The organism is Streptomyces sp. NPDC047974 (assembly GCF_040653375.1).
Classification (GTDB): Bacteria; Actinomycetota; Actinomycetes; order Streptomycetales; family Streptomycetaceae; genus Streptomyces.
Genome location: NZ_JBEZNU010000020.1, coordinates 3,362 through 26,820, shown reverse-complemented (window position 1 = coordinate 26,820; position 23,459 = coordinate 3,362). Strand labels below are relative to the sequence as shown.

The window sequence follows — 23,459 nt, the reverse complement described above, 5'->3', positions numbered from 1 at the left end:
CACGGCGCGGCCCCGCCGTCCCTCTCCGGAGGGGCGGCGGGGCCGTGCCCTTGTCAGGGGTTCAGCGCAGCAGGCCGGCCAGGGCGTCCGGTGCGGTGACCGGCGCGTCGCAGGTGAAGTGACGGCAGACGTACGCGGCGGCCGAACCGGCGACCAGGGGGCGGTCGCGCAGGAGCGGGAACTCCTCGCTGTCGGGGGCTCCGGCGGCGAGGACCGCCCCGGGGGTGACCGCCCTGAGGGCCGTACGGCGCAGCTCCTGGTAGGCGGGGTCGGCGGCGCTGCCGACGACGGCGATCTCGCGGGGCCCGTCGAGCAGGGCCTCGGCGACGGCGAGGCCCCAGCCGATGAAGCGGGGGGCGCGCGGGCCGAGCGCCTTGACCACGCCGAGGGCTCCCTCGGCGGCGGTCCGGTGGGCCTCCGAGCCGGTGTGGGCCGCGTACGAGAGCAGTGCTCCGGCCGCGGCGGTCCAGCCGGACGGGGTGGCGTTGTCGGTGGGGTCCTGGGGGCGCCGGATGAGGGTCTCGGCGTCGTGGGCCGTGTCGTACAGCGCTCCGCCCTCGCCGGTGAAGCGGTCGAGGACGTGGTCCAGGAGGAGGCCGGCGAAGTCGAGCCAGGCGCCCTCGCCGGTGACGGCGGCGAGGGCGAGGAAGCCCTCGGCGACGTCGGCGTAGTCCTCCAGGACGCCCGCGTGGGCGCCGGCCCGCCCGTCCTTCGAGGTGCGGGCGAGCCGGCCGCCGTCGTCGAGGTGGAGGCGGACCAGCAGGTCGGCGGCCTCGGTGGCGCGCTCGACCAGGTCGGGGCGGTCGAAGAGGGCGCCGGTCTCGGCCAGGGCGGCGATCGCGAGGCCGTTCCAGGCGGCGACGATCTTGTCGTCGCGGCCGGGGCGCTCGCGCCGCTCGCGGGCCGCGTGGAGCCGGGTGCGGATGGAGGCGATCCGGCCGGCGTCGGCGGGGCCCGCCTCCTGGGGGAGCTGGAGGACGGAGGCGCCGTGCTCGAAGGTGCCCTCCTCGGTGACGCCGTAGTGGGTGGCGGCGAGGGCGGCGTCCTGTGCGCCGAGCGCCTCCTCCAGCTGGGCGGGGGTCCAGGCGTAGTAGGCGCCCTCGACGTGCCTGCCCGTGCCGTCGTCGGAGTCCGCGTCGAGCGCGGAGGCGAAACCCCCCTCGGGGGTGCGGAGTTCGCGGACCATGAAGTCGGCGGTCTCCAGGGCGACCCGGCGGGCGAGGTCGCTGCCGGTGGCCTTCCACAGGTGGGCGTAGACGCGGCAGAGCAGGGCGTTGTCGTACAGCATCTTCTCGAAGTGGGGGACGACCCAGGCGCGGTCGACGGCGTAGCGGGCGAAGCCGCCGCCGAGCTGGTCGTAGATGCCGCCGCGGGCCATCGCCTCGCAGGTGTCGGCGGCCATCTGGAGGGCGCCCTCGGCACCGGTGCGGGCGTGGTGGCGGAGGAGGAACTCCAGGGCCATCGACGGCGGGAACTTGGGGGCGCCGCCGAAGCCGCCGCGGGTGGCGTCGTACTCGCGGGTGAGGCCGAGGAGGGCGGCGGCGAGCTCCTCCTCGCCGGGGAGTCCGTCGCCGGCGACGGCGAGGGAGCGGCCGGCGAGGTCCTTGACGATCCGGTCGGCGACCTCGGCGACCTCGCCGCGGCGCTCGGTCCAGGCGGTGCGGACGCCTTCGAGGACCTCGGGGAAGGACGGCATGCCGTGGCGGGGCTCCGGCGGGAAGTAGGTGCCGAAGTAGAAGGGGGCGGCGTCGGGGGTGAGGAAGACGGTCATGGGCCAGCCGCCCTGGCCGGTGGCGGCCTGGACGGCCTCCATGTAGACGGCGTCGATGTCGGGCCGCTCCTCGCGGTCGACCTTCACGGCGACGAAGTGCTCGTTGAGCAGCGCGGCGGTGGCCTCGTCCTCGAAGGACTCGTGGGCCATGACGTGGCACCAGTGGCACGAGCTGTAACCGACGCTGAGCAGTACGGGGACGTCCCTGCGGCGGGCCTCCTCGAAGGCCTCGGGCGACCAGGGCCACCAGTCGACGGGGTTGTCGGCGTGCTGGAGGAGGTACGGGGACGTGGCCTGAGCGAGTCGGTTGGGCATGCCCCCATCCTCGCGCAACGGGGGGCGCGATGGCGGTCACGGGGCGCTTCCGGGCGTCGCGTGGGGTGGCGGGAGGGTGTGCGGGGCCGCGCGGCGCGGGGGCTCAGGCGCGGGTTTCCGTCACCTCGGGTGCGGGGACGTGGACCGAGGTGACGACGTGGTCCGGGGTGACCGTCCAGCGGCCGGTGAAGCCGGTCAGGGTGCGGCCGTCGACGTGCGGGCCCGGCACGAGCAGCCGGGCGGTGAAGCGGCCGTCCGGGGCGAAGGCGAGGTGGGCCTCCTCGAAGCCGAGCATGCGGCCGGCCAGCGGGAACCACGCCTTGTAGACGGACTCCTTGGCGCTGAACAGCAGCCGGTCCCAGTGGACGTCGGGCCGCTCGCGCCGCAGGTCCCGCAGGTGCGCGGCCTCCTCGGGGAGTGCGATGGCGTCGCGTACGCCCTCCGGGAGCGGCGCGTGCGGTTCGGCGTCGATGCCGACGGAGCGGAGGTCGGTGCGGCGGGCGACGGCGGCGGCCCGCAGGCCGGCGCAGTGGGTGAGGCTGCCGACGATCCCGTCCGGCCAGCGGGGTTCGCCGCGCGGCCCGGCCGGTATCTCGACCGGCGGGATCCCGAGGCGCGCCAGGGCCAGCCGGGCGCAGTGGCGGCCGGCGGCGAACTCGGCCCGCCGGGACGCGACGGAGTCCGCGACGAGCGCCGCCTCGGCGGGGAACAGGACGTCGGGCCCCGGGTCGTGGTCGAGCGTCGCCCAGGACGCCTCCGGCGGCAGGATCGCCCCGATCACCGGTCCTCCCCCACCCGCAGGACGTCCCGCAGCACTCCCCGGGGCAGTCCGCGCTTGCGGTGCTCCCTGGGGTAGCCGATGGAGACCTCCTCGAAGCGGACGCCGTCGTGGAAGGTGGTGCGCGGGATGTGCAGGTGCCCGTAGACGACGGCGGCGGCGCGGTAGCGCGTGTGCCAGTCGGCGGTGAGCGTGGTGCCGCACCACTGGGCGAACTCCTGGTAGTGCAGGAGGGCGGTGTCCTCCACCACGAGCGGGAAGTGGTTGACGAGGACGGTCGGCAGGGCCGGGTCGACGGCGTCCAGCCGGGCCCGGGTCTCGGCGACCCGCGCCCGGCACCAGGCGTCGCGGGACGGGTACGGCTCGGGGTGGAGCAGGAACTCGTCCGAGCAGACCACGCCCGACTCGTACGCGGCGGCGAGCGCCTGCTCCTTGGTGAGGCCCGCGGCCCGGAACGAGTAGTCGTAGAGGAGGAACAGCGGCGCCACGACCACCGGGCCGCCGGCGCCGGTCCACACCGGGTACGGGTCCTCGGGGGTCAGCACGCCGATGCCCCGGCAGATCTCCACGAGGTGGCGGTAGCGCTCCTCGCCGCGCAGCTGGACGGGGTCGTCCCCCGGGGTCCACAGCTCGTGGTTGCCGGGCACCCAGATCACCTGGGCGAAGCGGTCGCGCAGCAGCTTGAGGGCGCCCTCGATGTCGGAGACGGTCTCGCCGACGTCGCCCGCGACCACCAGCCAGTCGTCGGGGGAGGTCGGGAGGACCCGCTCCTCCAGGATGGCGCGGTTCTCCCGGTAGGCGATGTGCAGGTCGGAGACGGCCAGCAGACGGCCGGCGGACCGTCCTGCGCCGGCGGTGGCGGTGTCTTCCGGCATCAGTTCTTCCACCCTCACGTGTCGGCGCGGGTCCTGCGGCGGTCCTTCGATGGTCCTGGTGAAGTCTGCGCCACCGGGCACGGGATCCGCACGCACTCCGCCACACCCTGTCACGTCGCTCTCGGTGACCGGTGCGGCGAATGCCTCCACGGCCCGGAGGACACGCGTGTCCGCACCGCGAGGAGACGCGGTGCGGACACGTGCACGGGAGTGCGGGAGCCGGTGCTCCGCTACTTCGAGGCGGGGGCGGCCTTGCCGCCGCCCGGGGCGGCCTCGGCGGTCTCCGGGGCCTCCTCGAAGCTGATCTTGTGCATGTGGCGGTTCATCGACTTCATCAGCGCCCAGACGGCCAGGGCCAGGACCGCGAAGACGACGAACCCCAGGACGCCGGGGGTCACCTTGTTCTTGTCCAGCTCTTCGGCGGCGAAGGGGACCAGCTGCGTCAGTGCGAGGTGTGCGCTCATGCTAGGCATTGTCCCGGATGCCCGCGAAGAGATCTTCCTCGGGGAGGGAGGTCGGCACCAGAGACTTGCTGAGCTCGTACTCCTCCGTCGGCCAGACCTCCTTCTGGATCTCCATCGGGACGCGGAACCAGCCGCCCTCGGGGTCGATCTGGGTGGCGTGGGCGATCAGCGCCCGGTCGCGGGTCTCGAAGAAGTCGGCGCACGGGACGAACGTGGTGAGCGTCCGCTCCTTGCGCTCGAACTCGCTCCACCGCGCCAGCCAGTCGCCGTACGGGGACTCCAGCCCCCGGTCGAGGAGGGCCTTGTGCAGGGCCTCGGTGCGCGGACGGTTGAAGCCCTGGTTGTAGTAGAGCTTCTGCGGCGTGAAGACCGGGCCGTACTCGGCCTCGGGGAACTTCTCGGCGTCGGCCGCGCCGTCGAAGGCCACCATCGTGATCTTGTGGGTCATGATGTGGTCGGGGTGCGGGTACCCGCCGTTCTCGTCGTAGGTCGTGATGACCTGCGGACGGAAGGAGCGGATTTTGCGCACCAGCTCGCCGGCCGCGTGGTCCACGTCCTCCAGGGCGAAGCAGCCCTCGGGCAGCGGGGGCAGCGGGTCGCCCTCGGGCAGCCCGGAGTCGACGAAGCCGAGCCATTCCTGCTCGACGCCCAGGATCTCCCGGGCCTCCTCCATCTCCTTGCGGCGGACCTCGTGGATGTTCTCCTCGATGGAGGGGTCGCCCTGGAGCTTGGGGTTCAGGACCGAGCCCCGCTCGCCGCCCGTGCACGTCACCACCAGGACGTCCACCCCCTCGGACACGTACTTGGCCATGGTCGCCGCGCCCTTGCTCGACTCGTCGTCGGGGTGGGCGTGAACGGCCATCAGTCGCAGCTGCTCAGTCAAGACTCGATCCTCAGTGATTCGACGCGGAGCGTGGTCTCTATAGTGACGGAATCGGGGGGACGAAAATTCCGCCGCCCCCGCCCCGAGAGGACCGAACCATGAGCGCCGTGCGAGAGCAGCCGCCCGAGGGGCGCTACGGGCGCTCGGCGGACGAGCGGGCCGACCGGAAGCTGAAGATCGCCGGAGCCGTCCTCGGGACCCTCTTCCTCGCCATGATCGGCTGGTTCGGCTGGCACTACGTCGGCGCCAACCGGATCAGCGCCGAGATGATCAAGTTCGACGTGGTGAGCGACTCCGAGGTCCAGGTGCACCTGGAGGTCCGCAAGGACCAGGGCGTCGAGGGCGTGTGCACGCTCCGCTCCCGCTCCGAGGACGGCGCCGAGGTGGCCCGCAAGGACGTCGTCGTCGACGAGCCGGAGGGCCGGGTCGACCGCGTCTACTCCCTGCGCACGACCGCCCGCGCCACCAGCGCCGAGCTGCTGGGGTGTACGCCGCGGTAGCGGTGGGTAGGGACACCGGGACGGGCCCCGGCGGGCCACCGCGGTGACCTGGACCGACGCCATCCCGATGGTTTATGTCCTCCCGCTTTCCGCCACACATTGTTAGGCTCGTGGTTTCGCCCACCCGGTTGGCACCCGCCTTCCGCGTAGGGCGATGCTTTGTATTCCCAGTACCTACGAGGAGCACCTGTGACCCAGACCAGCGACAACGTCACCTGGCTCACCCAGGAGGCGTACGACAAGCTCAAGGCAGAGCTTGAGTACCTGTCTGGTCCCGCGCGTACCGAGATCGCCACGAAGATCGCCGCGGCGCGCGAGGAGGGCGACCTGCGCGAGAACGGCGGGTACCACGCGGCCAAGGAGGAGCAGGGCAAGCAGGAGCTCCGGGTCCGTCAGCTGACCCAGCTGCTGCAGAACGCGAAGGTCGGCGAGGCCCCGGCGGACGACGGCGTCGTCGAGCCCGGCATGGTCGTCACGATCGCCTTCGACGGCGACGAGTCCGACACGATGACCTTCCTGCTCGCCTCCCGCGAGTACGCGAGCGAGAAGATCGACACCTACTCGCCGCAGTCGCCGCTCGGCGTCGGCGTCAACGGCAAGAAGGCCGGCGACGACGCGGAGTACGAGCTCCCGAACGGCAAGAAGGCCATGGTCAAGATCCTCAGCGCCAAGCCCTACACCGGCTGACGCCCCCACTCCACGCCCGAAGGGCCGGTCCCCCCGCCGCGGGGGGACCGGCCCTTCGGCCTTCCCGGGGTCCGTGCGGCGCCTACTCGGCCTTCGCCACCCCGATCGGGCAGGAGACGCCGGTGCCGCCGATGCCGCAGTAGCCGGCCGGGTTCTTGTCGAGGTACTGCTGGTGGTAGGCCTCGGCCGGGTAGAAGGCGCGGTCGGCGGCGGGGAGGACCGCGGTGGTGATCTCGCCGTAGCCGGAGGCCGTCAGGACCTTCTGGTAGGCGGCCCGGGAAGCCTCGGCCGTCTCGGCCTGGGCCGGCGAGTGGGTGTAGGCGGCGGAGCGGTACTGGGTGCCCACGTCGTTGCCCTGGCGGAAGCCCTGCGTCGGGTCGTGGGACTCCCAGAAGACCTTGAGCAGGGTCTCGTACGACACCTTCGCCGGGTCGAAGACGACCCGGACGACCTCGGTGTGCCCGGTGAGGCCCGAGCAGACCTCCTCGTACGTCGGGTTCGGCGTGTAGCCGCCCTGGTAGCCGACGAGCGTGGTCCAGACGCCGTCGGTCTGCCAGAACTTCCGCTCGGCGCCCCAGAAGCAGCCGAGGCCGAAGTCGGCGACCTCCAGGCCCTCCGGGTACGGGCCGAGCAGCGGGTTGCCGAGCACCGTGTGGCGCTCGGGGACGGAGAACTCCGGCTCCGGGCGGCCGCGCAGGGCCTGCTCCGGGGCGGGCAGGACGGGGGTGCGGGACAGGAACATGCGGCATCTCTCCTCGACGCGGTTCGGCAGTGGGCACAACGCCGGCGCGGACACCGCTGTTCCCCGACGACGCGGCCCGGGGCGGGCCGGCCGTCAGTGGCGGAGGGTGGCCGGGCTGCCGCCGTTCGCCTCGTACCCGGCGACCGCGAGGTTCCGGTACAGGGTGTACTCGGCCGCCGGGTCGCCGCTCAGCGTCCACGGGACCGCGCCCACGTGGCCGTCGACGCGGACCAGCTGGTGCATCGCCTCCGCCCAGCGCTCGCCGCGCACCAGGAAGTACACGAGCAGATGGCGCACGTGCGCCATCATCGGGTCGTCCGGGCGGGCCGAGTGCACCGCGTACAGCGCGCCCTCCATCGCCTTGCTCACCACGGCCGTGCGGTAGAAGTCCTGGACGAGCACCACGTCCGGCACGTGCTCGAAGACCGCGAAGAGCGGCAGCGCGGAGAGCAGCGAGCCCTGCGGGGCGCGGGCGGCGGCCGTCGTCGCGAAGTGGTCGGCCTCCTCGCGCGAGCCGTGCCACTTCTCGCACCAGTAGTGCAGGGCGGCGAGGTGCGCCCCCATGTGCCGCGGCGCCCGGTCGATGACCTTCGCCCACACCTGGTCGAACTGCTCGTGGGTGTAGCCGAGTCCGCGGGCCACCGCCAGCTGCGTGATGTACGGGACCGGGTCGCCGGGGGCCAGCAGGGCCGCCTCGTCCGCGACCTTCCGGGCCTCCTCCAGGATGATCCGGAAGTCGTCGCTGCCGGCGGCCGAGGAGCGCCAGGCCTGCTGCACCAGGAACTCCGCGTGCACCGCGGCCGCGCCCGCGTCCTTCGGCGCGTCCGAACGCCAGGCGCGCAGCCAGGCGCCGCCGACGCCCGGCTTCTCCGCGAGCTCCAGGGAGGCCGCGCCCGCGAACGCCTGGACGCGCTGCCAGCGGACCTCGCCCTCCTTCGGCGTCCCGGCGAGCAGCTGGGACGCGGCCCGCCAGTCCTGGGTGGCCTGGACGACCCGGAGGACGTCGAGGAGATCGTGGTCCGGCCCCGGGAGCCGCACGTCCTGCTCCTCCTGGCGGACGAATCCGTACGCCTCCGGGTCGGCCGCGTCGGGCGTGCCGGGCGCGACCTGCCGGATGCCGCCGCCGCGGCGGCGCAGCAGATAGGGGCCGAGGACGCCGAAGAGCAGGCCCAGGGCGATCAGGAACCAGAGAATCTCCATGCGTCCATTGTCCAGGACAGCGGTGGGGAGGAACCCGGCCGGGACCAGGCTGTGGACAACTCCCCCGCCGATCCCCCGCCGATCCCCCGCCGACCGCCCGGCACCTGCCCGGCCGCGCCGCCCCTGTGGACGAATAGCGGCAGGAGACGGACCCCGGCACTACGCTCCTGACCATGAGCGACCAGCACAACCACCAGAACTTCGAGACCCGCGCCATCCACGCGGGCAACACCGCCGACCCGCTGACCGGCGCGGTCGTCCCGCCCATCTACCAGGTGTCCACCTACAAGCAGGACGGCGTGGGCGGGCTCCGCGGGGGCTACGAGTACAGCCGCAGCGCCAATCCGACGCGTACCGCCCTGGAGGAGAACCTCGCGGCCCTGGAGGGCGGCCGGCGCGGCCTCGCCTTCGCCTCCGGCCTGGCCGCGGAGGACTGCCTGCTGCGCACCCTCCTCGCCCCCGGCGACCACGTGGTCATCCCGAACGACGCGTACGGCGGCACCTTCCGGCTCTTCGCCAAGGTCGTGCAGCGCTGGGGCGTCGACTTCTCCGTGGCGAACACCTCGGACATCGCCTCGGTGCGCGCAGCGGTCAACGACCGCACGAAGCTGATCTGGGTCGAGACCCCGTCGAACCCGCTGCTCGGCATCACCGACATCGAGGCGGTCGCGGGCGTGGCCCGGCAGGCCGGTGTGAAGCTGGTCGTCGACAACACCTTCGCCTCGCCCTACCTCCAGCAGCCGCTGGCGCTCGGCGCGGACGTCGTCGTGCACTCCCTCACCAAGTACATGGGCGGCCACTCGGACGTCGTCGGCGGCGCCCTGATCGCGGCCGACGCGGAGCTCGGCGAGGAACTGGCGTACCACCAGAACGCGATGGGCGCGGTGGCCGGTCCGTTCGACTCGTGGATCGTGCTGCGCGGCATCAAGACCCTCGCCGTCCGCATGGACCGCCACAGCGAGAACGCGACGAGGGTCGCCGACTTCCTCACCCGGCACCCGAAGGTCACGCAGATCCTCTACCCGGGGCTCGCCGAGCACCCGGGCCACGAGATCGCGGCCAAGCAGATGCGGTCCTTCGGCGGCATGATCTCCTTCCGCGTCGAGGGCGGCGAGGAGGCGGCGGTCGGCGTCTGCAACCGCGCGAAGCTCTTCACCCTGGGCGAGTCCCTCGGCGGCGTCGAGTCGCTGATCGAGCACCCGGGCCGGATGACGCACGCCAGCGTCGCCGGTTCGGCCCTGGAGGTCCCGGCCGACCTGGTCCGCCTCTCGGTCGGCATCGAGAACGTCGACGACCTGATCGCCGACCTGCGCGAGGCGCTGGGCTGATCACGGCGCCAAGCCGATCCGGGGCTCCGGGCCGATCCGGGGCTCCGGGCCGATCCGGGCGCCGGTCACCGGCGCCGGTCCGCGTGCGGGCCCGGGTACGGCGAGCGATGCCGTACCCGGGACCACCGGGGCGTTCAGGTCCCCGGCACGGAGTCCTTCAGGCTCGCCCGGACCTCCGCCCGCAGCTCCGGCGAGTCCGTGTGCTCGTGGACGGAGACGGCGTGCTCGGTCGCCGCGCGGACCACTTCCTCCTCCTCGCCCGAGATGTAGAGCGTGCAGCCCGACACGCTCGGGGTGTCCCGGCAGTCGGCGGCTTTCCTGGTCATGTGGGCCTCCTGCGTCGCTGTTCCGACCGACCCCCTCCTCCAGGCTAGAGCCGTCCTCACGGCCCGGCGAACGGCGGTGTCGTCGCGGCGGGCGGCGGCTCCCAGGGGCGGGCCTCGGCCGCCCAGAGGGAGAAGGCGAGGGCGGCGATCCCGGCCAGCACGCCGCCGGTCCGCCGCAGTGCCCGCTCCCGCCGCCGGGCCCGGCCGCCCCGGGCCGCGGCCCGCGCCGCCAGGTCTCTCGGGACGGGCGGATGGGGCGTGTCGAGCAGCCGCCGGACGGCCGCCTCCTTGTCGCCGTGCCTCACGCGGCGGCCCCCTTCCTGACGCGCGCCACCGCGCGGGCGTACACCGCGCGGACCCGGGTCTCCGGGAGGCCGAGCAGCGCGGCCGTCTGCTCCTCGGGCACGCCCTCGTACAGGCGCAGCACGAGGACGAGCCGCTCCTGCGGGGTGAGGGGGCCGAGGACGCCGCCGCGGCCGGCGCGGTGCCGCCGGGCGGTCCGGGCGAAGCGGAGGGCGAGTCCGTCGCGGGTCAGCGCGTACGGGTCCTCGTCGTGGCCCCGGTCGCGGACCGCGTACGTGTGGGCGAGGGCGGCGGCGAGGAGCGCGCGGGCGTACGGGTTCCGGGTCCGGGTCTCGGCGGTGAGCAGCGTGGCGACGTGCAGCAGCCGCCCCGCCGCGCCCGCCACGAAGGCGTCGAACTCCCGGGCGCGGGCGGCGTGTTCGGATCGGGTCCGCTGCTTCCCCACCCGCTCATGTATGGGGTGGGGAGGGAAGCGGGGTCAACCCCCCTGCGTCGAACCGCCGCTTCCGATGTGGTGTCCCGACTGGCGGGCGGAGAGCGCCGCGTTGAAGCGGGTGAGCAGGGAGCAGAAGGACTCGCGCTCGTCCTCCGTCCAGCCGTCCGTGACCTCGGCCATGAGCGTGCGGCGCGAGGAGCGGACCTCCTCCAGGCGCTCCAGGCCGCGCGGGGAGAGCTGGAGGACGACCGCGCGGCCGTCCTCGGGGTGCGAGGCGCGCTTGACGAGGCCGGAGTCGACGAGCGGGGCGACCTGGCGGGTCACGGTCGAGGAGTCGATCCCCATGCCGGCCGCGAGCGCCTTGACGCCCATCGGCCCTTCCTGGTCGAGGCGGTTGAGGAGGAGGTAGGCGGCCCGGTCCATGGAGTTGCGGAGCTGTCCGGTGCCGCCGAGGCGGGTCTGCTCGGCCCGGCGGGCGAAGACGGCCACCTGGTGCTGGAGGGCATCGAGGAGGCCGGGGTCGAGCTCGGTCGTCATGTCCTGAGATGTGGGCATGGCTGGGGGGCTCTCTCGTGCGGGGGTGGTCGGTGTGGGGGACAGAGTACGCGGACGGGACGGGGTCCGTACCGGCCGTGCGCAAACCCGCCGCGGGCCCGCGGTCCGCACGGCCGCGACCCCGGTGAGCTGCGAGACTTGGGGTCATGACCTTCGGTACGCCATACCCCTTGCACCGGCTGATGCTCGACGACGTGCGCGGGGCGCAGAAGATGCTGGCGGGGGTGGCCCGGGTGACCGCCCTGGAGGGCAGCCGCCACCTGTCGTCGCTGGTCGGGGCGCCGGTCCTGCTGAAGTGCGAGAACCTCCAGCGGACCGGCTCGTTCAAGCTGCGCGGCGCGTACGTGCGGATCGCGGGGCTCCGGCCGGAGGAGCGGGCGGCGGGGGTCGTCGCCGCCTCGGCCGGGAACCACGCGCAGGGTGTGGCGCTCGCCTCACAGCTCCTCGGGGTGCGCGCGACGGTCTTCATGCCGGTCGGCGCCCCGCTGCCGAAGGTCGCGGCGACCCGTGACTACGGCGCGGACGTGCGGCTGCACGGGCACGTGGTGGACGAGACGCTGGCCGCCGCGCAGGAGTACGCGCGGGAGACCGGCGCGGTCTTCATCCACCCCTTCGACCACCCCGACGTCATCGTCGGCCAGGGCACGGTCGGCCTGGAGATCCTGGAGCAGTGCCCGGAGGTCCGCACGATCGTCGTCGGGGTCGGCGGCGGCGGGCTCGCCGCCGGGATCGGGCTCGCGGTGAAGTCGGTCCGGCCGGACGTGCGGATCATCGGGGTGCAGGCGGAGGGCGCGGCGGCCTATCCGCCGTCGCTGGCCGCCGGGCATCCCGTGGTCGTCGACGCGCCGGTGACGATGGCGGACGGCATCAAGGTCGGCCGGCCCGGCGACGTGCCCTTCGGGCTGGTCCAGGAGTACGTGGACGAGGTCCGCACGGTCTCGGAGGACGCGCTCTCCTCGGCGCTGCTGCTCTGCCTGGAGCGGGCGAAGCTGGTGGTGGAGCCGGCCGGGGCGAGCCCGGTCGCGGCGCTGCTGAGCGATCCGTCGTCGTTCCGGGGCCCGGTGGTGGCGGTCCTGTCGGGCGGCAACGTCGACCCGCTGCTGCTCCAGCGGATCCTGCGGCACGGCATGGCGGCGGCGGGCCGTTATCTGAGCCTGCGGCTGCGGGTGGCGGACCGGCCGGGGGCGCTGGCGACGCTGCTCGCGGTGCTGACGGTGGTCGACGCGAACGTGCTCGACGTCAGTCACGTACGCACCGATCCGCGGCTCGGCCTCACGGAGGTGGAGGTGGAGCTGCACCTGGAGACGAAGGGCCCGGAGCACTGCCGCGAGGTGGAGGGGGCGTTGCGGGAGGCGGGCTACACGGTCCTGGCCTGAGCACGGCACTCCACACTGTCCTAGGATCGACAGAAATGCCCGAAATGATCCAGCAATGATTCGGGAGTGTGGACATGCCAGGCGCGATCCATGCCGAGGGACTGGTGAAGACCTTCGGCGACGTCACCGCACTGGACGGGGTGGACCTCGACGTGCCCGAGGGCACCGTCCTCGGGCTGCTCGGCCCCAACGGCGCGGGGAAGACCACCACGGTACGGGTCCTGACGACCCTGCTCCGGCCCGACAGCGGCACCGCCAGCGTCGCCGGCGTCGACGTCCTGAAGCACCCCAACGAGGTCCGCCGGTCCATCGGCCTCTCCGGCCAGTTCGCCGCCGTCGACGAGTACCTCACCGGCCGCGAGAACCTCCAGATGGTCGGCCGGCTCTACCAGATGAAGGCGCGGCCCGCGAAGGAGCGGGCCGGCGAGCTCCTGGAGCGCTTCCACCTCGCCGACGCCGCCGACCGCCCCGCCAAGACGTACTCCGGCGGCATGCGCCGCCGCCTCGACCTCGCCGCCGCCCTGGTCGTCGCCCCGCCCGTGATGTTCATGGACGAGCCGACCACCGGCCTCGACCCCCGCAACCGCCAGGCCCTGTGGGACGTCATCAAGGAGCTCGTCTCCGGCGGCACCACCCTCCTCCTCACCACCCAGTACCTGGAGGAGGCCGACCACCTCGCCCACGACATCGCCGTCGTCGACCACGGCAAGGTCATCGCCCGCGGCACCTCCGACCAGCTCAAGGCCCGCACGGGCGGCGAGCGCGTCGAGGTCGTCGTCCACGAACGCGAGGACATCGCCCCCGCCCGGGCCGTCCTCGCCCGCTACGGCCCCGGCGAACGCGGCCTCGGCGACGTCTCCGTCGAGGACCACACCCGCAAGCTCACCGTCCCCGTCACCGGCGGCGCCAAGCTGCTCGCCGAGGTGATCCGGGACCTCGACGCCATCGGCGTGGAGATCGACGACATCGGCCTGCGCCGCCCCACCCTCGACGACGTCTTCATCTCCCTCACCGGCCACGCCGCCGCCCTCGCCCTGGAGGACGAGAACGGCGGGGACCTCCAGCGGAAGGAGCCGGCCGCGTGACCAGCCTCACCGACACCGCCCCGCACGTCCCCGCCCCCAGGGGCGGCATCGCGCAGTCCTTCTCGGACTCCCTGGTCATCACGAAGCGGAACCTGATCCGCATGTCCAGGATCCCGGAGATGATCCTGTTCGGGCTCATCCAGCCGGTCATGTTCGTCATCCTGTTCACGTACGTCTTCGGCGGCTCGATGCAGATCGGGAACAGCACCGACCCGGACGTCTACAAGAACTTCCTGATGGCCGGCATCTTCGCCCAGACGGTCACCTTCGCCACCGCCGGAGCGGGCGCCGGCATCGCCGACGACATGCACAAGGGCCTCATCGACCGGTTCCGCTCCCTGCCGATGGCGCGCGGCGCGGTCCTGACCGGCCGCACCATGGCCGACCTCGTGCAGACCGCCCTGACCCTGCTGGTCCTCGCGGTCGTCGCCCTGATCATCGGCTGGCGGCCCGGCTACGCGGCGCCGACCAACTTCGGGAAGATCATGCTGGGCTTCGCCCTGCTGCTCCTCCTCGGCTACGCCTTCACCTGGATCGGCGCCCTCATCGGCCTCTCCGTCCGCACCCCGGAGGCGGCCACCTCCGGCGGCCTGATCTGGCTCTTCCCCGTCACGTTCATCTCGAACGCCTTCGTCGACTCCAGCAAGCTCCCCGGCTGGCTCCAGCCGGTCGCCGAGTGGAACCCGTTCAGCGCCACCGTCCAGGCCTGCCGCAAACTCTTCGGCGACCCCGGCCTCTCCCCCTCCGACGCCTGGCCGATGCAGTACCCGGTCTGGGCCTCGCTGATCTACTCGGTCCTGATCGTCGTCATCTTCCGCACCCTCTCCGTCCGCAAGTACCGCCGCGCCGAGGGCTGACGCCGCAGCGCCGACGGGCCCCCCTCCCGAGGGGAGGGGGGCCCGTTCATGCGGTGCGCGCTCGGGTGGGTCAGAGGGCCGAGCCGGACTTCCAGGCGGACCAGTTCATGTTCCAGCCGTTGAGGCCGTTGTCGGGGGCGATCGTCTTGTCCTTGGAGTTCTTGACGATGACGACGTCGCCGGTGATCGACTGGTCGTAGAACCAGGCGGCCATCTGGTTCGGGTCGCCGGCGCCCTTGACGTCGGCGAGGCCGATGCAGCCGTGGCTGGTGTTCACGGAACCGAAGATGGAGCGGGCGCCCCAGTAGTTGCCGTGGATGAAGGTGCCGGAGGTGGACAGGCGCATGGCGTGCGGCACGTCCTTGATGTCGTACTCGCCCTTGCCGTCGGAGTCGGTGAAGCCGACGGTGGCGCCGTTCATCCGGGTCTCCTTGAACTTCTCGGAGATCACCATCTCGCCGTTGTAGGTGGTGTTGTCCGGGGAGCCGGCGGAGATCGGGATGGTGCGGATCACCTTGCCGTCGCGCTTGACGGTCATCGTCTTCGTGGCGACGTCGACGGTGGAGACCTGGCTGCGGCCGACCTTGAAGGTGACCGTCTTCTGCTGGACGCCGAAGACGCCCTTCGCGCCCTCGACCCCGTCCAGGTCGAGCTTGAGGGTGACCGTCGAGCCGGCCTTCCAGTAGTCGTCCGGGCGGAAGTCGAGCCGGGTCGAGTCGAACCAGTGGCCGACGACCTCCTGGCCGGAGCTGGAGGAGACGGTGATGCCGCCCTGGACGGCCTTCTTGTCGGTGATCGCCTTGTTGAACTTGATCGAGACCGGCATGCCCACGCCGACGGTCGAGCCGTCCTCGGGGGTGAAGTTGCCGATGAAGCTGTTCTCCTTCGACACGGTGGTGAAGGAGGAGTTCTCGTGCGCCTCCCGGCCCTCCGCGTCGACGGCGGTCGCGGCGATCTTGTAGACCGTGGCGCGCTCCAGCTGGCCGGTCGGCTTCCAGGAGAGGCCGTCGGCCGCTATCTCGCCCTTGACGGAGGTGCCCTCGGCGGAGGTCATGGTGACCTCCGTGAGCTTGCCCTCGGTGACGGCGACCTTGGCGTCCTTGTTGATGGAGGCGTTCTGCGAGCCGTTCTCCGGCGAGATGGCGATCTGCGCCTTGGACGTCTTCTGCTCGGCGGCCTCGTCGACCTGGGCCTGTGAGGTGGCGGTGGCCGAGCCGGACGCGGCCGGGCCGGACGCCTCGTCGTCGTTGCAGGCCGAGAGCACGAGTACGCCGCTGAGCACCGCCGCCGCCGCGGCCAGGCTCCTGCGGCGCTTGCCGACCGTCATCACACGCTTCTCCATCGTCGCCGATTCCCTGTCAATCCATCAGAACACCCATAAGACCCCCTCCGGTTCCGGAAGCGGGGGGTTTGTGGGGAAGACCACTGAACACCACTGATCTACACGCGCACGGGGGCCTTCCGGTTCCCCGTCCGCCCCATGACGGCGCGAAAAGACCCCGGGACGCCGTCCCGGGGCCCGTCCTCTGCTCGCCGCCTACGGCCGGACGTCGTCCTCCCCGTCCTCGCCGTCCTCATCATCCTCGTCGAGCTCCCACTCCATCGCGTCGGGGTCGTACTCGATCTCCTCGCTGCTCCAGGCCGCCTGGACCAGCTCGACGCCGGGCAGGTCGCGGACCAGGTCGAAGGGCTCCACGAGGTAGGCGAGGGCTTCGGAGGGGTCCTCCCGGACGGCGGTCCTGGCGTGCTCGCGCTCGTCGGCCGGCATGAACTCGTCGGCGTCGATCCGGCCCTCGGCGGCGGCGGTCAGCTCGGCGGGGCCGTCGATCTCCAGGACGATGTCGACCCGGAGGCGGACGTGGCGGGTGGCGGTCTCGGCCATGGTCCCGGCGGCGGTGGCGGGGGTTTCGGGAGTGCTCATGGCTGGGAGCGTATGGCCTGCCCGGCCTCGGCTTTCCCGTGACCCGCTGGGTTCACTACCATCGGCGCACCGCGGGCTTCCCGCGGGGCTCTGCGTGAGGAGAACGAGATCCGCGTGTCCGCCGCCCGACGCCCGCTGCTGACCGCCACCGCGGCGGGGACCCTGCTGTGCGCCCTGTGGTTCGTCCCCTCGGCCAACGCCTCCGGCGCGGCTCCCGGAGCGGGCGTACGGAGCGGCGCCACCGAGCCCGCGACCGGCCGGCTCGCCGAGACCGGCGGCCCGGACACCACCGCGTACGTGCTGGGCGGGACCGGCTTCCTCGGGGTCGGCGCCGGCTTCGTGGCACTGGCGATGCGACGGCACGGGCGCGCGTCCTAGTCGGGCGCGTCCTGGTCGGACGCGTCCTGCGAACGCGCGGGAGGCCGCCCCCCCGGCCGGGGGGGGCGGCCTCCCGCGGACGCGGGCCGCGGTCAGGCCAGCGGGCCGGTGACCGGCTCCACGGCGGCGACCAGGCGGCCCTCGCGGACGAAGGCGTCGGCGGCGGCCAGGTCGGGGGCGAGGAAGCGGTCCGGGCCCGGGCCCTCGACGCCGGCGGCGCGCAGGGCGTCGATGGCGGCCTGCGAGGCGGGCGCCGGGGTGAGGCCCGCGCGCAGCTCGATGCCGCGGGTGGCGGCGTACAGCTCGACGGCGATGATCCGGGCGAGGTTGCCGACGGCGGTGCGCAGCTTCCGGGCGGCGGACCAGCCCATGGAGACGTGGTCCTCCTGCATCGCCGAGGAGGGGATGGAGTCGGCGGAGGCCGGGACGGCGAGCCGCTTCATCTCGCTGACCAGGGCGGCCTGGGTGTACTGGGCGATCATCAGGCCCGAGTCGACGCCGGCGTCGTCGGCGAGGAAGGGCGGCAGGCCGTGGCTGCGGTTCTTGTCGAGGAGCCGGTCGGTGCGGCGCTCGGCGATGGAGCCGAGGTCGGCGGCGGCGATGGCGAGGAAGTCGAGGACGTACGCGACGGGGGCGCCGTGGAAGTTGCCGTTGGAGCGGACCTCGCCGTTGCCGAGGACGACCGGGTTGTCGACGGCGGCGGCGAGCTCGCGCTCGGCGACGAGCAGGGCGTGGGCCATGGTGTCGCGGCCGGCGCCGGCGACCTGCGGGGCGCAGCGGATCGAGTAGGCGTCCTGGACGCGGGGGGCCTCGCCGGCCTGGAAGTGGCCGGTCAGGCCGGAGCCCTTGAGGACGGCCAGCATGTTGGCGGCGGAGGCGGCCTGGCCCGGGTGGGGGCGGATGGCGTGCAGCTCGGGTTCGAGGACCTTCTCGGTGCCGAGGAGGGCTTCGAGGGAGAGGGCGGCGGTGACGTCGGCCGACTTGTAGAGGGTGTCGAGGTCGGCGAGGGCCATGATCAGCATGCCGAGCATGCCGTCGGTGCCGTTGAGGAGGGCGAGGCCCTCCTTCTCGCGGAGGACGACGGGCTCGATGCCGGCGGCGGCGAGCAGTTCGCCGGCGGGCCCGACGGTGCCGTCGGGGCCCTCGGCGTCGCCCTCGCCCATGAGCGCGAGGGCGCAGTGGGAGAGCGGGGCGAGGTCGCCGGAGCAGCCGAGGGAGCCGTACTCGTGGACGACCGGGGTGATGCCGGCGTTGAGGACGTCGGCCATGGTCTGCGCGACCTCGGGGCGGACGCCGGTGTGGCCGGAGGCGACGGTCTTGAGCCGCAGGAACATCAGGGCGCGGACGACCTCGCGCTCGACGCGCGGGCCCATGCCGGCGGCGTGCGAGCGGACGATGTTCCGCTGGAGCTGGGTGCGCAGCTCGTGGTCGATGTGCCGGGTGGCGAGGGCGCCGAAGCCGGTGGAGACGCCGTAGACGGGCTCGGGCTTGGCGGCGAGCGCGTCGACGACGGCGCGGGCGGCGGCGAGCGCCTCGACGGCCCCCTCCGACAGCTCGACACGGGCGCCGTGACGGGCGACGGCGATGACGTCCTGCGGGGTCGTGCCGGACGTGCCGAGAACGACTGTCTGCATATCCATATTCAGCACCCTACGGATTGAAGAGCGACCTGTCACTAGGCAATCTGTCACCGTCCCCCACCAGGGCGACCCCTTACCGATCCGGAGGCGGCTCCACCGTCGGCGCGTCGCGGAAGCGGCGGCGGTCGCGGGCGCCGGGCGGGGCGTCGGCGAGGCGGATGACGGTGCCGTCGCGGCCCGCCACGACGGGCTTCGTGGAGCGGGCGGCCTTGGCCTGGTACTGCGCCGCGTCGGCGAGACGGAAGAGGCGGCGGGCGGACTTCAGCGGGCCGATGGGGTCGCCGGTGGAGGCGACGCCGATGGCGACGCCCTCGCCGAGCTCCAGCTCCGCCGCCCGGACGCAGAGCTCCTCCGCGACGGCCACCACCTCGTCCGCGCTCGGGCCGATGGCCAGCAGGCAGAACTCGTCGCCGCCGAGGCGGGCGGCGAGGGCGCCGCGGAGCCGGGCGCCGCAGCGGGAGAGGACCGAGCCGAAGCGTTCGAGGAGGCGGTCGCCGACCGCGTGGCCGTGGGTGTCGTTGACGCGCTTGAGGCCGTTGAGGTCGCAGACGACGAGGCTGACGACGGAGCCGTCGGACCGGTAGCGCTCGATGGCCTCGTCGAGGCGGGCGTCGACCGCCCGGCGGTTGGCGAGGCCGGTGAGCGGGTCGGTGAAGGCGAGCTTGCGGACCTCCTCCAGGCGCTCGGCCTGGGCGATGCCGGCCGCGACGACCGCCGCGAGGACGTTGGCGAAGTCGGCGTCCTCGCTGGTGAAAGGTTTCGCCCCCAGCTGCCTGGCCACGTACAGCTCGCCCCAGGCCCGGCCGTGCAGCACGATCGGGGCGACCACGCAGGCGCCCCGGCCGCGCCGCCGCAGCCCCTCCACCCGCCCGGTGACCGGCTCGGCGCCGGCCGTCTCGATCCAGGCGTGCGGACCGGCGCCCACCGCCCACCGCTCGTGCAGGAACTCGGTGATCTCGGGGAACTGGTGCACCGGATACGTCTCCGCATCCGGGAACTCCTCCTCGCCGGAGGCCCGCTCCCCCGCGTTCACCAGGACCCGCAGCCGCCCGTGGTCCCGCTCCCAGACCGACAGGGCGCCGAAGCTCCCGTCCAGCCCCGCGCACGCCCCGAGCGCCGCGGCCCGCCAGAACTCGCGGGGGGTGTGCGCCGCCGCCATCCCCTGCGCCAGCGCCACCACGGCCCGCAACCGCACATCCTCTCCCATTCCTCCAGCTTAGGGAGGTTTGTGCGGATTTCCCCTCCGAGACGTCACGGAAAGTGACATCTAGTACAAAAAGGGATCAATCGGCCCGGAGGGCGGTGCGTCTCACTCGCCCGGCCACTGCGGCTTCCGCTTCTCGTTGAACGCCGCCACGCCCTCGGCGCGGTCGCCAGAGAAGGCCACCGAGCGCCAAGCGCCGTCCTCGACCTCCAGGCCCGCCCGCAGGTCCAGGCCCTGGCCCAGCCGCATCGCCTTCTTCGCGGCCCGCAGCCCGACCGGCGAGTTCGCCGCGATCCGCCCCGCCAGCTCCAGGGCGGCCGTCCGGGCGTCCTCCGCGAGCACGTCCACCAGACCGAGCTCGCGGGCCTCCGCCGCCTCCACCCGGCGGGCCGTGAAGACCAGCTCGGCGGCGCGCGCCGCGCCCACCCGGCGCGGCAGCAGCTGCGTACCGCCGCCGCCGGGGATGACGCCGACGGAGACCTCGGGGAGGCCGACGACGGTGGTGGCGTCGGCGACGATGACGTCGCAGGAGAGCGCCAGCTCGTACCCGCCGCCGAGGGCGAAGCCGTGCACGGCCGCCACGGTCGGCATGGGCAGCTCCAGGACGCCGGTGTACGCCGCGCGGGCGGTGGGCCGCTGACGGACCAGCTCGGCGTCGGTGAAGGAGTTGCGCTCCTTCAGGTCGGCGCCGACGCAGAAGGCGCGGTCGTTCGACGAGCTCAGGACGGTGACCCGGACGTCCCGGTCGGCGGCGAGCGCCGCGCAGGCCTCGCCGATGGAGCGGGCCATCTCGGACGAGACCGCGTTCATCGCCTTGGGCCGGTCGAGGACGAACTCGGCGACGTGCCCCTCCTTGCGGACCAGCACGAACTCACCAAAACGCTGCTCGGACATCTCCTGCGCCCTCCCGGTTAACGACGGTTCACATGGTTCACCGGGAGGGATCTTAGGTCGGACGGCGGTTCAGGAGCCAGGGCTCCACGACGCCGAGGCCGCGCACCGACCGCTGCCACATCGGCTGGAGCGCGAAGCGGTACGTCTCCGGGGCCCGGCCCTCCTTCTCGGCGCGGGCGGCCTCCTCCGCCGCCTCGGCCTCGGAGACGGGCACCTCGCCGGTGCGGGTCAGCTCCTCGGCGAAGGCGCTGTCGACGAGGACGGCGTCCTTCGGCGCTATCGAGGTGAGCCGGCTGGCGAGGTTCACGGTGGTGCCGAAGACGTCGCCCATCCGGGTCGTCACGGTGCCGAAGGCGATGCCGACCCGCAGCGCGGGCATGGTCTCGTCCTGGCTGAGCGTCTCGATCAGCCGGAGCGCGATCTCGGCGGCGATGCCGGCGTCGTCCGCCGCGTACAGCACCTCGTCGCCGAGGGTCTTGATGAGCCGGCCGCCGTGCGCGGCGACCAGGTCGGCGCAGGTGGTCTCGAAGGCCTCGACCAGCTCGCCGAGCTCCTCCTCCTCCAGGCGGCGGGTGAGGCGGGTGAAGCCGACGAGGTCGGCGAAGCCGACGGCGAGCCGGCGGTCCACCATCTCCTCGTCGTCGGCGGCCTGCGCGACGCGCCCGGTGGCGGCGGCGAGCTGCCGCCGCCACACGTAGATCAGGAACTCCTCCAGCTCCGGCAGGAGCAGCTCGACCAGGGGGTACGTGACCTCGGCGCGGGTCATGCCGGGCTCGGGCGGCTCGGTGAGGCCCTCCAGGAAGGAGTCGATCTGCCATTCGGCCAGTCGGGCGGTGGTCTGCCCGGTGGAGCGGGCCACCTGCACCGCCATCGGCTCGCTGAGCAGCCCCGCCTCGACGAGGCCCGCGAGGCGTCGCAGGGCGAGCACGTCGGCCTCGGTCAGCGCCTTGGCCTGCCCGATGTCGGCGAAGCCCATGGCCCGCCAGAAGCGGGAGGCCAGCTCCATGGAGACGCCGGCGGTGCGGGCGGCCTGGAAGGGGGTGTAGCGGCGGTCGGCGCCGAGGATGAGCTGTTCGAGGCGGATGGCGAGCGGGTCGTCGGTCGGCTCGACGGTGTGGTCGACGGCGTGGTGCGGCGTGGGGTACGCCGAGCCCTCGGCGCCGCCGGAGGCATCGGCCGCCCGGCCGGACGGGGTCGCCCCGGACGGCTCGTGCGCGCCGTCCGGCTCGTGTGAACCCCGCGGCGCGTGCGACTCGGAGCGGCCGTCGCCCGCGTTCGCGTCGTCGACGGTCACCGGCCGCCTCCTGCCCGTTCCCTGCCGCTGCCGCTTCCCACTGTCCTGCCGATCTGTTCGCCTGGATCGCGCTCCACGATACGACAGGTGTGGGCTGGCTCACGCCTGAACGGTCCGGGGGTTCAGCCCGTCGCCCGCAGGTGGACGATGTCGCCCGCGCCGACCGCCTCCGTGCCGCCCCCCTCGGTGGCGACGACCAGGCGCCCGTCGCCGTCCAGGGAGAGCGCCTGGCCCTCCAGCATCCGCTCGCCCGGCAGGTCGGCGCGGATCCGCCGGCCGAGGGTCGCGCAGTCGGCCGTGTACGCCGCCAGGACCCCGGACGCCTCGGGGTCGCCGTCGGCCCGCACCCAGGCGCCGTACCAGTCGGCGAGGGAGCGCAGGACGGCCCGCAGCAGGGTGTCGCGGTCGGTGGAGACGGCGCCGGCGAGCAGCAGCGAGCCGGCCGTGGGGACGGGCAGCTCGTCGGCCCGCAGCGAGACGTTGATGCCGAGCCCGACGACGATCCCGTCGTCCCCGGCCCGCTCGGCGAGGATCCCGCCGGCCTTGCGCTCCTCGCCGATTGGGGTCTCCCCTGGACGGAGCTTGTCGGAGTCCTTGGGGATGGTGACGAGGAGGTCGTTGGGCCACTTGAGGGAGAGGTCGGCGCCGGCCGCCTTGACGAGGCCGGTGGCGGCGGCGACTCCGGTGAGCAGCGGCAGCCAGCCGAGCCGGTGCGCGGGCACGTCCGGCTTGAGGAGGACGGAGAGGAAGAGCCCGGACCGCGCGGGCGCGCTCCAGGTGCGGTCGAGCCGGCCGCGGCCGGAGGTCTGCTCCTCGGCGACGAGCACGGCCCCTTCGGGCAGTTCGCCCGCCCGCGCGGCCAGGTCGGAGTTGGTCGAGCCGGTGCTCGCGACCACGTCGAGGGAGCTCCACAGCCCGTCCGGGAGGAGGAGGGCCCGGCGCAGGACGGAGGTGTTGAGCGGGGGCCGGTCGAGGTCGGACCAGCGACCGCCGGAGGCGTTGGAGGACGTCATGCAAGCCAGACTAGGTGTGGCAAAGACCGCAGTGCCGAACCGTATCGCCGTCGATACCCTACGGATCAGTAGGCCTTCAGTAGCCCATTCGCAGTCAACGAACCCCCCGTGACCAGGCAGGGAGCCGCATCCCGATGTCCGAGCCGGCAGAGCAGTACGAGATCGACATTCACACGACCGCGGGCAAGATCGCGGACCTCAGGCGCCGCATCGACGAGGCCACGCACGCCGGTTCGGAGCGGGCCGTGGAGAAGCAGCACGCGAAGGGGAAGCTGACCGCGCGTGAGCGGATCGCCCTGCTCCTCGACGAGGGCTCCTTCGTGGAGCTGGACGAGCTGGCCCGGCACCGGTCCACCAACTTCGGCCTGGAGAACAACCGGCCGTACGGCGACGGCGTCGTCACCGGGTACGGCACCGTGGACGGCCGTCCGGTGGCCGTGTTCTCGCAGGACTTCACGGTCTTCGGCGGGGCCCTCGGCGAGACGTACGGCCAGAAGATCATCAAGGTGATGGACTTCGCGCTGAAGACCGGCTGCCCGGTCGTCGGCATCAACGACTCCGGCGGCGCCCGCATCCAGGAGGGCGTGAGCGCGCTCGGGATGTACGGCGAGATCTTCCGCCGCAACACCCTACG

General features: G+C 73.2%; 26 protein-coding genes. 8 read left to right on the top strand and 18 right to left on the bottom strand.

Going from position 1 to position 23,459, the window contains the following annotated elements:
* Positions 1-61: 61 nt before the first annotated feature.
* The 5 genes from AB0E19_RS25850 to mca all read right to left on the bottom strand — a co-directional run bounded on the left by AB0E19_RS25850 (position 62) and on the right by mca (position 5,086).
* A complete protein-coding gene (locus tag AB0E19_RS25850; protein WP_362184573.1) occupies positions 62-2,086 on the bottom strand; it encodes a thioredoxin domain-containing protein in 2,025 nt (674 codons plus the stop codon).
* Between the two features lie 103 nt (positions 2,087-2,189).
* Positions 2,190-2,855 carry a 4'-phosphopantetheinyl transferase superfamily protein gene (locus tag AB0E19_RS25845; protein WP_362184667.1) on the bottom strand — a complete coding sequence of 222 codons (666 nt, stop codon included), beginning with the start codon at positions 2,853-2,855 and terminating at the stop codon, positions 2,190-2,192.
* An 8-nt stretch (positions 2,856-2,863) separates the two neighbouring features.
* A complete protein-coding gene (locus tag AB0E19_RS25840) occupies positions 2,864-3,739 on the bottom strand; it encodes a metallophosphoesterase (RefSeq protein WP_362184572.1) in 876 nt (291 codons plus the stop codon).
* Positions 3,740-3,969: 230 nt separating this feature from the next.
* Entirely contained in the window at positions 3,970-4,212 is a 243-nt protein-coding gene (locus AB0E19_RS25835) for a hypothetical protein (protein WP_362184571.1), read from the bottom strand.
* Positions 4,205-5,086: a mycothiol conjugate amidase Mca gene (gene mca / locus AB0E19_RS25830; protein ID WP_360605683.1), complete on the bottom strand. Its 882-nt coding sequence runs from the start codon at positions 5,084-5,086 to the stop codon at positions 4,205-4,207. Before mca ends, AB0E19_RS25835 begins: the two co-directional genes overlap by 8 nt.
* 98 nt (positions 5,087-5,184) lie before the next feature.
* Here mca and AB0E19_RS25825 point away from each other — a divergent pair, with 98 nt between their 5' ends.
* Positions 5,185-5,586, top strand: a complete 402-nt coding sequence (locus tag AB0E19_RS25825; protein WP_362184570.1) for a DUF4307 domain-containing protein — start codon at positions 5,185-5,187, stop codon at positions 5,584-5,586.
* Positions 5,587-5,775: 189 nt separating this feature from the next.
* The gene (gene greA / locus AB0E19_RS25820; protein ID WP_362184569.1) at positions 5,776-6,273 is read left to right on the top strand and encodes a transcription elongation factor GreA; all 498 of its coding nucleotides are present in this window, start codon (positions 5,776-5,778) and stop codon (positions 6,271-6,273) included.
* An 82-nt stretch (positions 6,274-6,355) separates the two neighbouring features.
* Here greA and msrA read toward each other — a convergent pair whose 3' ends face one another.
* The gene (gene msrA, locus AB0E19_RS25815; RefSeq protein WP_360605677.1) at positions 6,356-7,015 is read right to left on the bottom strand and encodes a peptide-methionine (S)-S-oxide reductase MsrA; all 660 of its coding nucleotides are present in this window, start codon (positions 7,013-7,015) and stop codon (positions 6,356-6,358) included.
* A gap of 93 nt (positions 7,016-7,108) precedes the next feature.
* On the bottom strand, positions 7,109-8,215 hold the full coding sequence (locus tag AB0E19_RS25810) for a hypothetical protein (protein ID WP_362184568.1): 1,107 nt from the start codon (positions 8,213-8,215) through the stop codon (positions 7,109-7,111).
* Between the two features lie 173 nt (positions 8,216-8,388).
* Here AB0E19_RS25810 and AB0E19_RS25805 point away from each other — a divergent pair, with 173 nt between their 5' ends.
* Positions 8,389-9,543, top strand: coding sequence for a cystathionine gamma-synthase (locus AB0E19_RS25805; RefSeq protein ID WP_362184567.1), 1,155 nt, complete (start codon positions 8,389-8,391; stop codon positions 9,541-9,543).
* A gap of 134 nt (positions 9,544-9,677) precedes the next feature.
* Here the strand turns inward: AB0E19_RS25805 and AB0E19_RS25800 are convergent, their stop codons facing one another.
* The 4 genes from AB0E19_RS25800 to AB0E19_RS25785 are packed head-to-tail and all read right to left on the bottom strand — an operon-like array spanning position 9,678 to position 11,163.
* Positions 9,678-9,869, bottom strand: a complete 192-nt coding sequence (locus AB0E19_RS25800) for a DUF1059 domain-containing protein (RefSeq protein ID WP_362184566.1) — start codon at positions 9,867-9,869, stop codon at positions 9,678-9,680.
* Positions 9,870-9,925: 56 nt separating this feature from the next.
* Positions 9,926-10,174 (bottom strand): hypothetical protein, encoded by a 249-nt coding sequence (locus AB0E19_RS25795; RefSeq protein ID WP_362184565.1) that lies wholly within the window; start codon positions 10,172-10,174, stop codon positions 9,926-9,928.
* Positions 10,171-10,617: a sigma factor-like helix-turn-helix DNA-binding protein gene (locus AB0E19_RS25790; RefSeq protein ID WP_362184564.1), complete on the bottom strand. Its 447-nt coding sequence runs from the start codon at positions 10,615-10,617 to the stop codon at positions 10,171-10,173. Before AB0E19_RS25790 ends, AB0E19_RS25795 begins: the two co-directional genes overlap by 4 nt.
* A gap of 33 nt (positions 10,618-10,650) precedes the next feature.
* Positions 10,651-11,163, bottom strand: coding sequence for a MarR family transcriptional regulator (locus AB0E19_RS25785; RefSeq protein ID WP_362184563.1), 513 nt, complete (start codon positions 11,161-11,163; stop codon positions 10,651-10,653).
* 146 nt (positions 11,164-11,309) lie between these two features.
* Between AB0E19_RS25785 and ilvA the strand changes: the two genes are divergently transcribed.
* From ilvA to AB0E19_RS25770, 3 genes are all read left to right on the top strand, one after another.
* Positions 11,310-12,539, top strand: coding sequence for a threonine ammonia-lyase (gene ilvA, locus AB0E19_RS25780; RefSeq protein ID WP_362184562.1), 1,230 nt, complete (start codon positions 11,310-11,312; stop codon positions 12,537-12,539).
* Positions 12,540-12,613: 74 nt separating this feature from the next.
* Entirely contained in the window at positions 12,614-13,624 is a 1,011-nt protein-coding gene (locus tag AB0E19_RS25775; protein WP_362184561.1) for an ATP-binding cassette domain-containing protein, read from the top strand.
* Positions 13,621-14,481, top strand: coding sequence for an ABC transporter permease (locus tag AB0E19_RS25770; RefSeq protein WP_362184560.1), 861 nt, complete (start codon positions 13,621-13,623; stop codon positions 14,479-14,481). Before AB0E19_RS25775 ends, AB0E19_RS25770 begins: the two co-directional genes overlap by 4 nt.
* Positions 14,482-14,551: 70 nt before the next feature.
* Here AB0E19_RS25770 and AB0E19_RS25765 read toward each other — a convergent pair whose 3' ends face one another.
* Both AB0E19_RS25765 and AB0E19_RS25760 read right to left on the bottom strand, forming a co-directional pair.
* Complete coding sequence (locus AB0E19_RS25765) at positions 14,552-15,823, bottom strand: Ig-like domain-containing protein (RefSeq protein ID WP_362184559.1); 1,272 nt, start codon at positions 15,821-15,823, stop codon at positions 14,552-14,554.
* Positions 15,824-16,018: 195 nt separating this feature from the next.
* Positions 16,019-16,402, bottom strand: a complete 384-nt coding sequence (locus tag AB0E19_RS25760; protein WP_362184558.1) for a hypothetical protein — start codon at positions 16,400-16,402, stop codon at positions 16,019-16,021.
* A gap of 114 nt (positions 16,403-16,516) precedes the next feature.
* Between AB0E19_RS25760 and AB0E19_RS25755 the strand changes: the two genes are divergently transcribed.
* Positions 16,517-16,780 (top strand): hypothetical protein, encoded by a 264-nt coding sequence (locus tag AB0E19_RS25755; RefSeq protein WP_362184557.1) that lies wholly within the window; start codon positions 16,517-16,519, stop codon positions 16,778-16,780.
* Positions 16,781-16,872: 92 nt separating this feature from the next.
* Here the strand turns inward: AB0E19_RS25755 and hutH are convergent, their stop codons facing one another.
* The 5 genes from hutH to AB0E19_RS25730 all read right to left on the bottom strand — a co-directional run bounded on the left by hutH (position 16,873) and on the right by AB0E19_RS25730 (position 22,825).
* The gene (gene hutH, locus AB0E19_RS25750; RefSeq protein WP_362184556.1) at positions 16,873-18,414 is read right to left on the bottom strand and encodes a histidine ammonia-lyase; all 1,542 of its coding nucleotides are present in this window, start codon (positions 18,412-18,414) and stop codon (positions 16,873-16,875) included.
* A gap of 79 nt (positions 18,415-18,493) precedes the next feature.
* Complete coding sequence (locus tag AB0E19_RS25745; RefSeq protein WP_362184555.1) at positions 18,494-19,627, bottom strand: sensor domain-containing diguanylate cyclase; 1,134 nt, start codon at positions 19,625-19,627, stop codon at positions 18,494-18,496.
* A 102-nt stretch (positions 19,628-19,729) separates the two neighbouring features.
* Entirely contained in the window at positions 19,730-20,518 is a 789-nt protein-coding gene (locus AB0E19_RS25740) for an enoyl-CoA hydratase-related protein (RefSeq protein ID WP_360605649.1), read from the bottom strand.
* Between the two features lie 52 nt (positions 20,519-20,570).
* On the bottom strand, positions 20,571-21,812 hold the full coding sequence (locus AB0E19_RS25735; RefSeq protein WP_362184554.1) for an adenylate/guanylate cyclase domain-containing protein: 1,242 nt from the start codon (positions 21,810-21,812) through the stop codon (positions 20,571-20,573).
* A 122-nt stretch (positions 21,813-21,934) separates the two neighbouring features.
* Entirely contained in the window at positions 21,935-22,825 is an 891-nt protein-coding gene (locus AB0E19_RS25730) for a biotin--[acetyl-CoA-carboxylase] ligase (RefSeq protein WP_362184553.1), read from the bottom strand.
* Between the two features lie 134 nt (positions 22,826-22,959).
* Between AB0E19_RS25730 and AB0E19_RS25725 the strand changes: the two genes are divergently transcribed.
* Positions 22,960-23,459, top strand: a 500-nt coding sequence (locus AB0E19_RS25725) for a carboxyl transferase domain-containing protein (protein ID WP_362184552.1), incomplete at its 3' end; no start/stop codon positions are given.

Bases quoted from the DNA above. Each gene is read 5' to 3' on its own strand.
- AB0E19_RS25850 (WP_362184573.1), bottom strand. From the start codon at position 2,086: ATGCCCAACCGACTCGCTCAGGCCACGTCCCCGTACCTCCTCCAGCAC.
- AB0E19_RS25840 (WP_362184572.1), bottom strand. From the start codon at position 3,739: ATGCCGGAAGACACCGCCACCGCCGGCGCAGGACGGTCCGCCGGCCGT.
- AB0E19_RS25835 (WP_362184571.1), bottom strand. From the start codon at position 4,212: ATGCCTAGCATGAGCGCACACCTCGCACTGACGCAGCTGGTCCCCTTC.
- AB0E19_RS25825 (WP_362184570.1), top strand. From the start codon at position 5,185: ATGAGCGCCGTGCGAGAGCAGCCGCCCGAGGGGCGCTACGGGCGCTCG.
- msrA (WP_360605677.1), bottom strand. From the start codon at position 7,015: ATGTTCCTGTCCCGCACCCCCGTCCTGCCCGCCCCGGAGCAGGCCCTG.
- AB0E19_RS25810 (WP_362184568.1), bottom strand. From the start codon at position 8,215: ATGGAGATTCTCTGGTTCCTGATCGCCCTGGGCCTGCTCTTCGGCGTC.
- AB0E19_RS25805 (WP_362184567.1), top strand. From the start codon at position 8,389: ATGAGCGACCAGCACAACCACCAGAACTTCGAGACCCGCGCCATCCAC.
- AB0E19_RS25800 (WP_362184566.1), bottom strand. From the start codon at position 9,869: ATGACCAGGAAAGCCGCCGACTGCCGGGACACCCCGAGCGTGTCGGGC.
- AB0E19_RS25785 (WP_362184563.1), bottom strand. From the start codon at position 11,163: ATGCCCACATCTCAGGACATGACGACCGAGCTCGACCCCGGCCTCCTC.
- ilvA (WP_362184562.1), top strand. From the start codon at position 11,310: ATGACCTTCGGTACGCCATACCCCTTGCACCGGCTGATGCTCGACGAC.
- AB0E19_RS25775 (WP_362184561.1), top strand. From the start codon at position 12,614: ATGCCAGGCGCGATCCATGCCGAGGGACTGGTGAAGACCTTCGGCGAC.
- AB0E19_RS25765 (WP_362184559.1), bottom strand. From the start codon at position 15,823: ATGGAGAAGCGTGTGATGACGGTCGGCAAGCGCCGCAGGAGCCTGGCC.
- AB0E19_RS25760 (WP_362184558.1), bottom strand. From the start codon at position 16,402: ATGAGCACTCCCGAAACCCCCGCCACCGCCGCCGGGACCATGGCCGAG.
- hutH (WP_362184556.1), bottom strand. From the start codon at position 18,414: ATGCAGACAGTCGTTCTCGGCACGTCCGGCACGACCCCGCAGGACGTC.
- AB0E19_RS25745 (WP_362184555.1), bottom strand. From the start codon at position 19,627: ATGGGAGAGGATGTGCGGTTGCGGGCCGTGGTGGCGCTGGCGCAGGGG.
- AB0E19_RS25740 (WP_360605649.1), bottom strand. From the start codon at position 20,518: ATGTCCGAGCAGCGTTTTGGTGAGTTCGTGCTGGTCCGCAAGGAGGGG.
- AB0E19_RS25730 (WP_362184553.1), bottom strand. From the start codon at position 22,825: ATGACGTCCTCCAACGCCTCCGGCGGTCGCTGGTCCGACCTCGACCGG.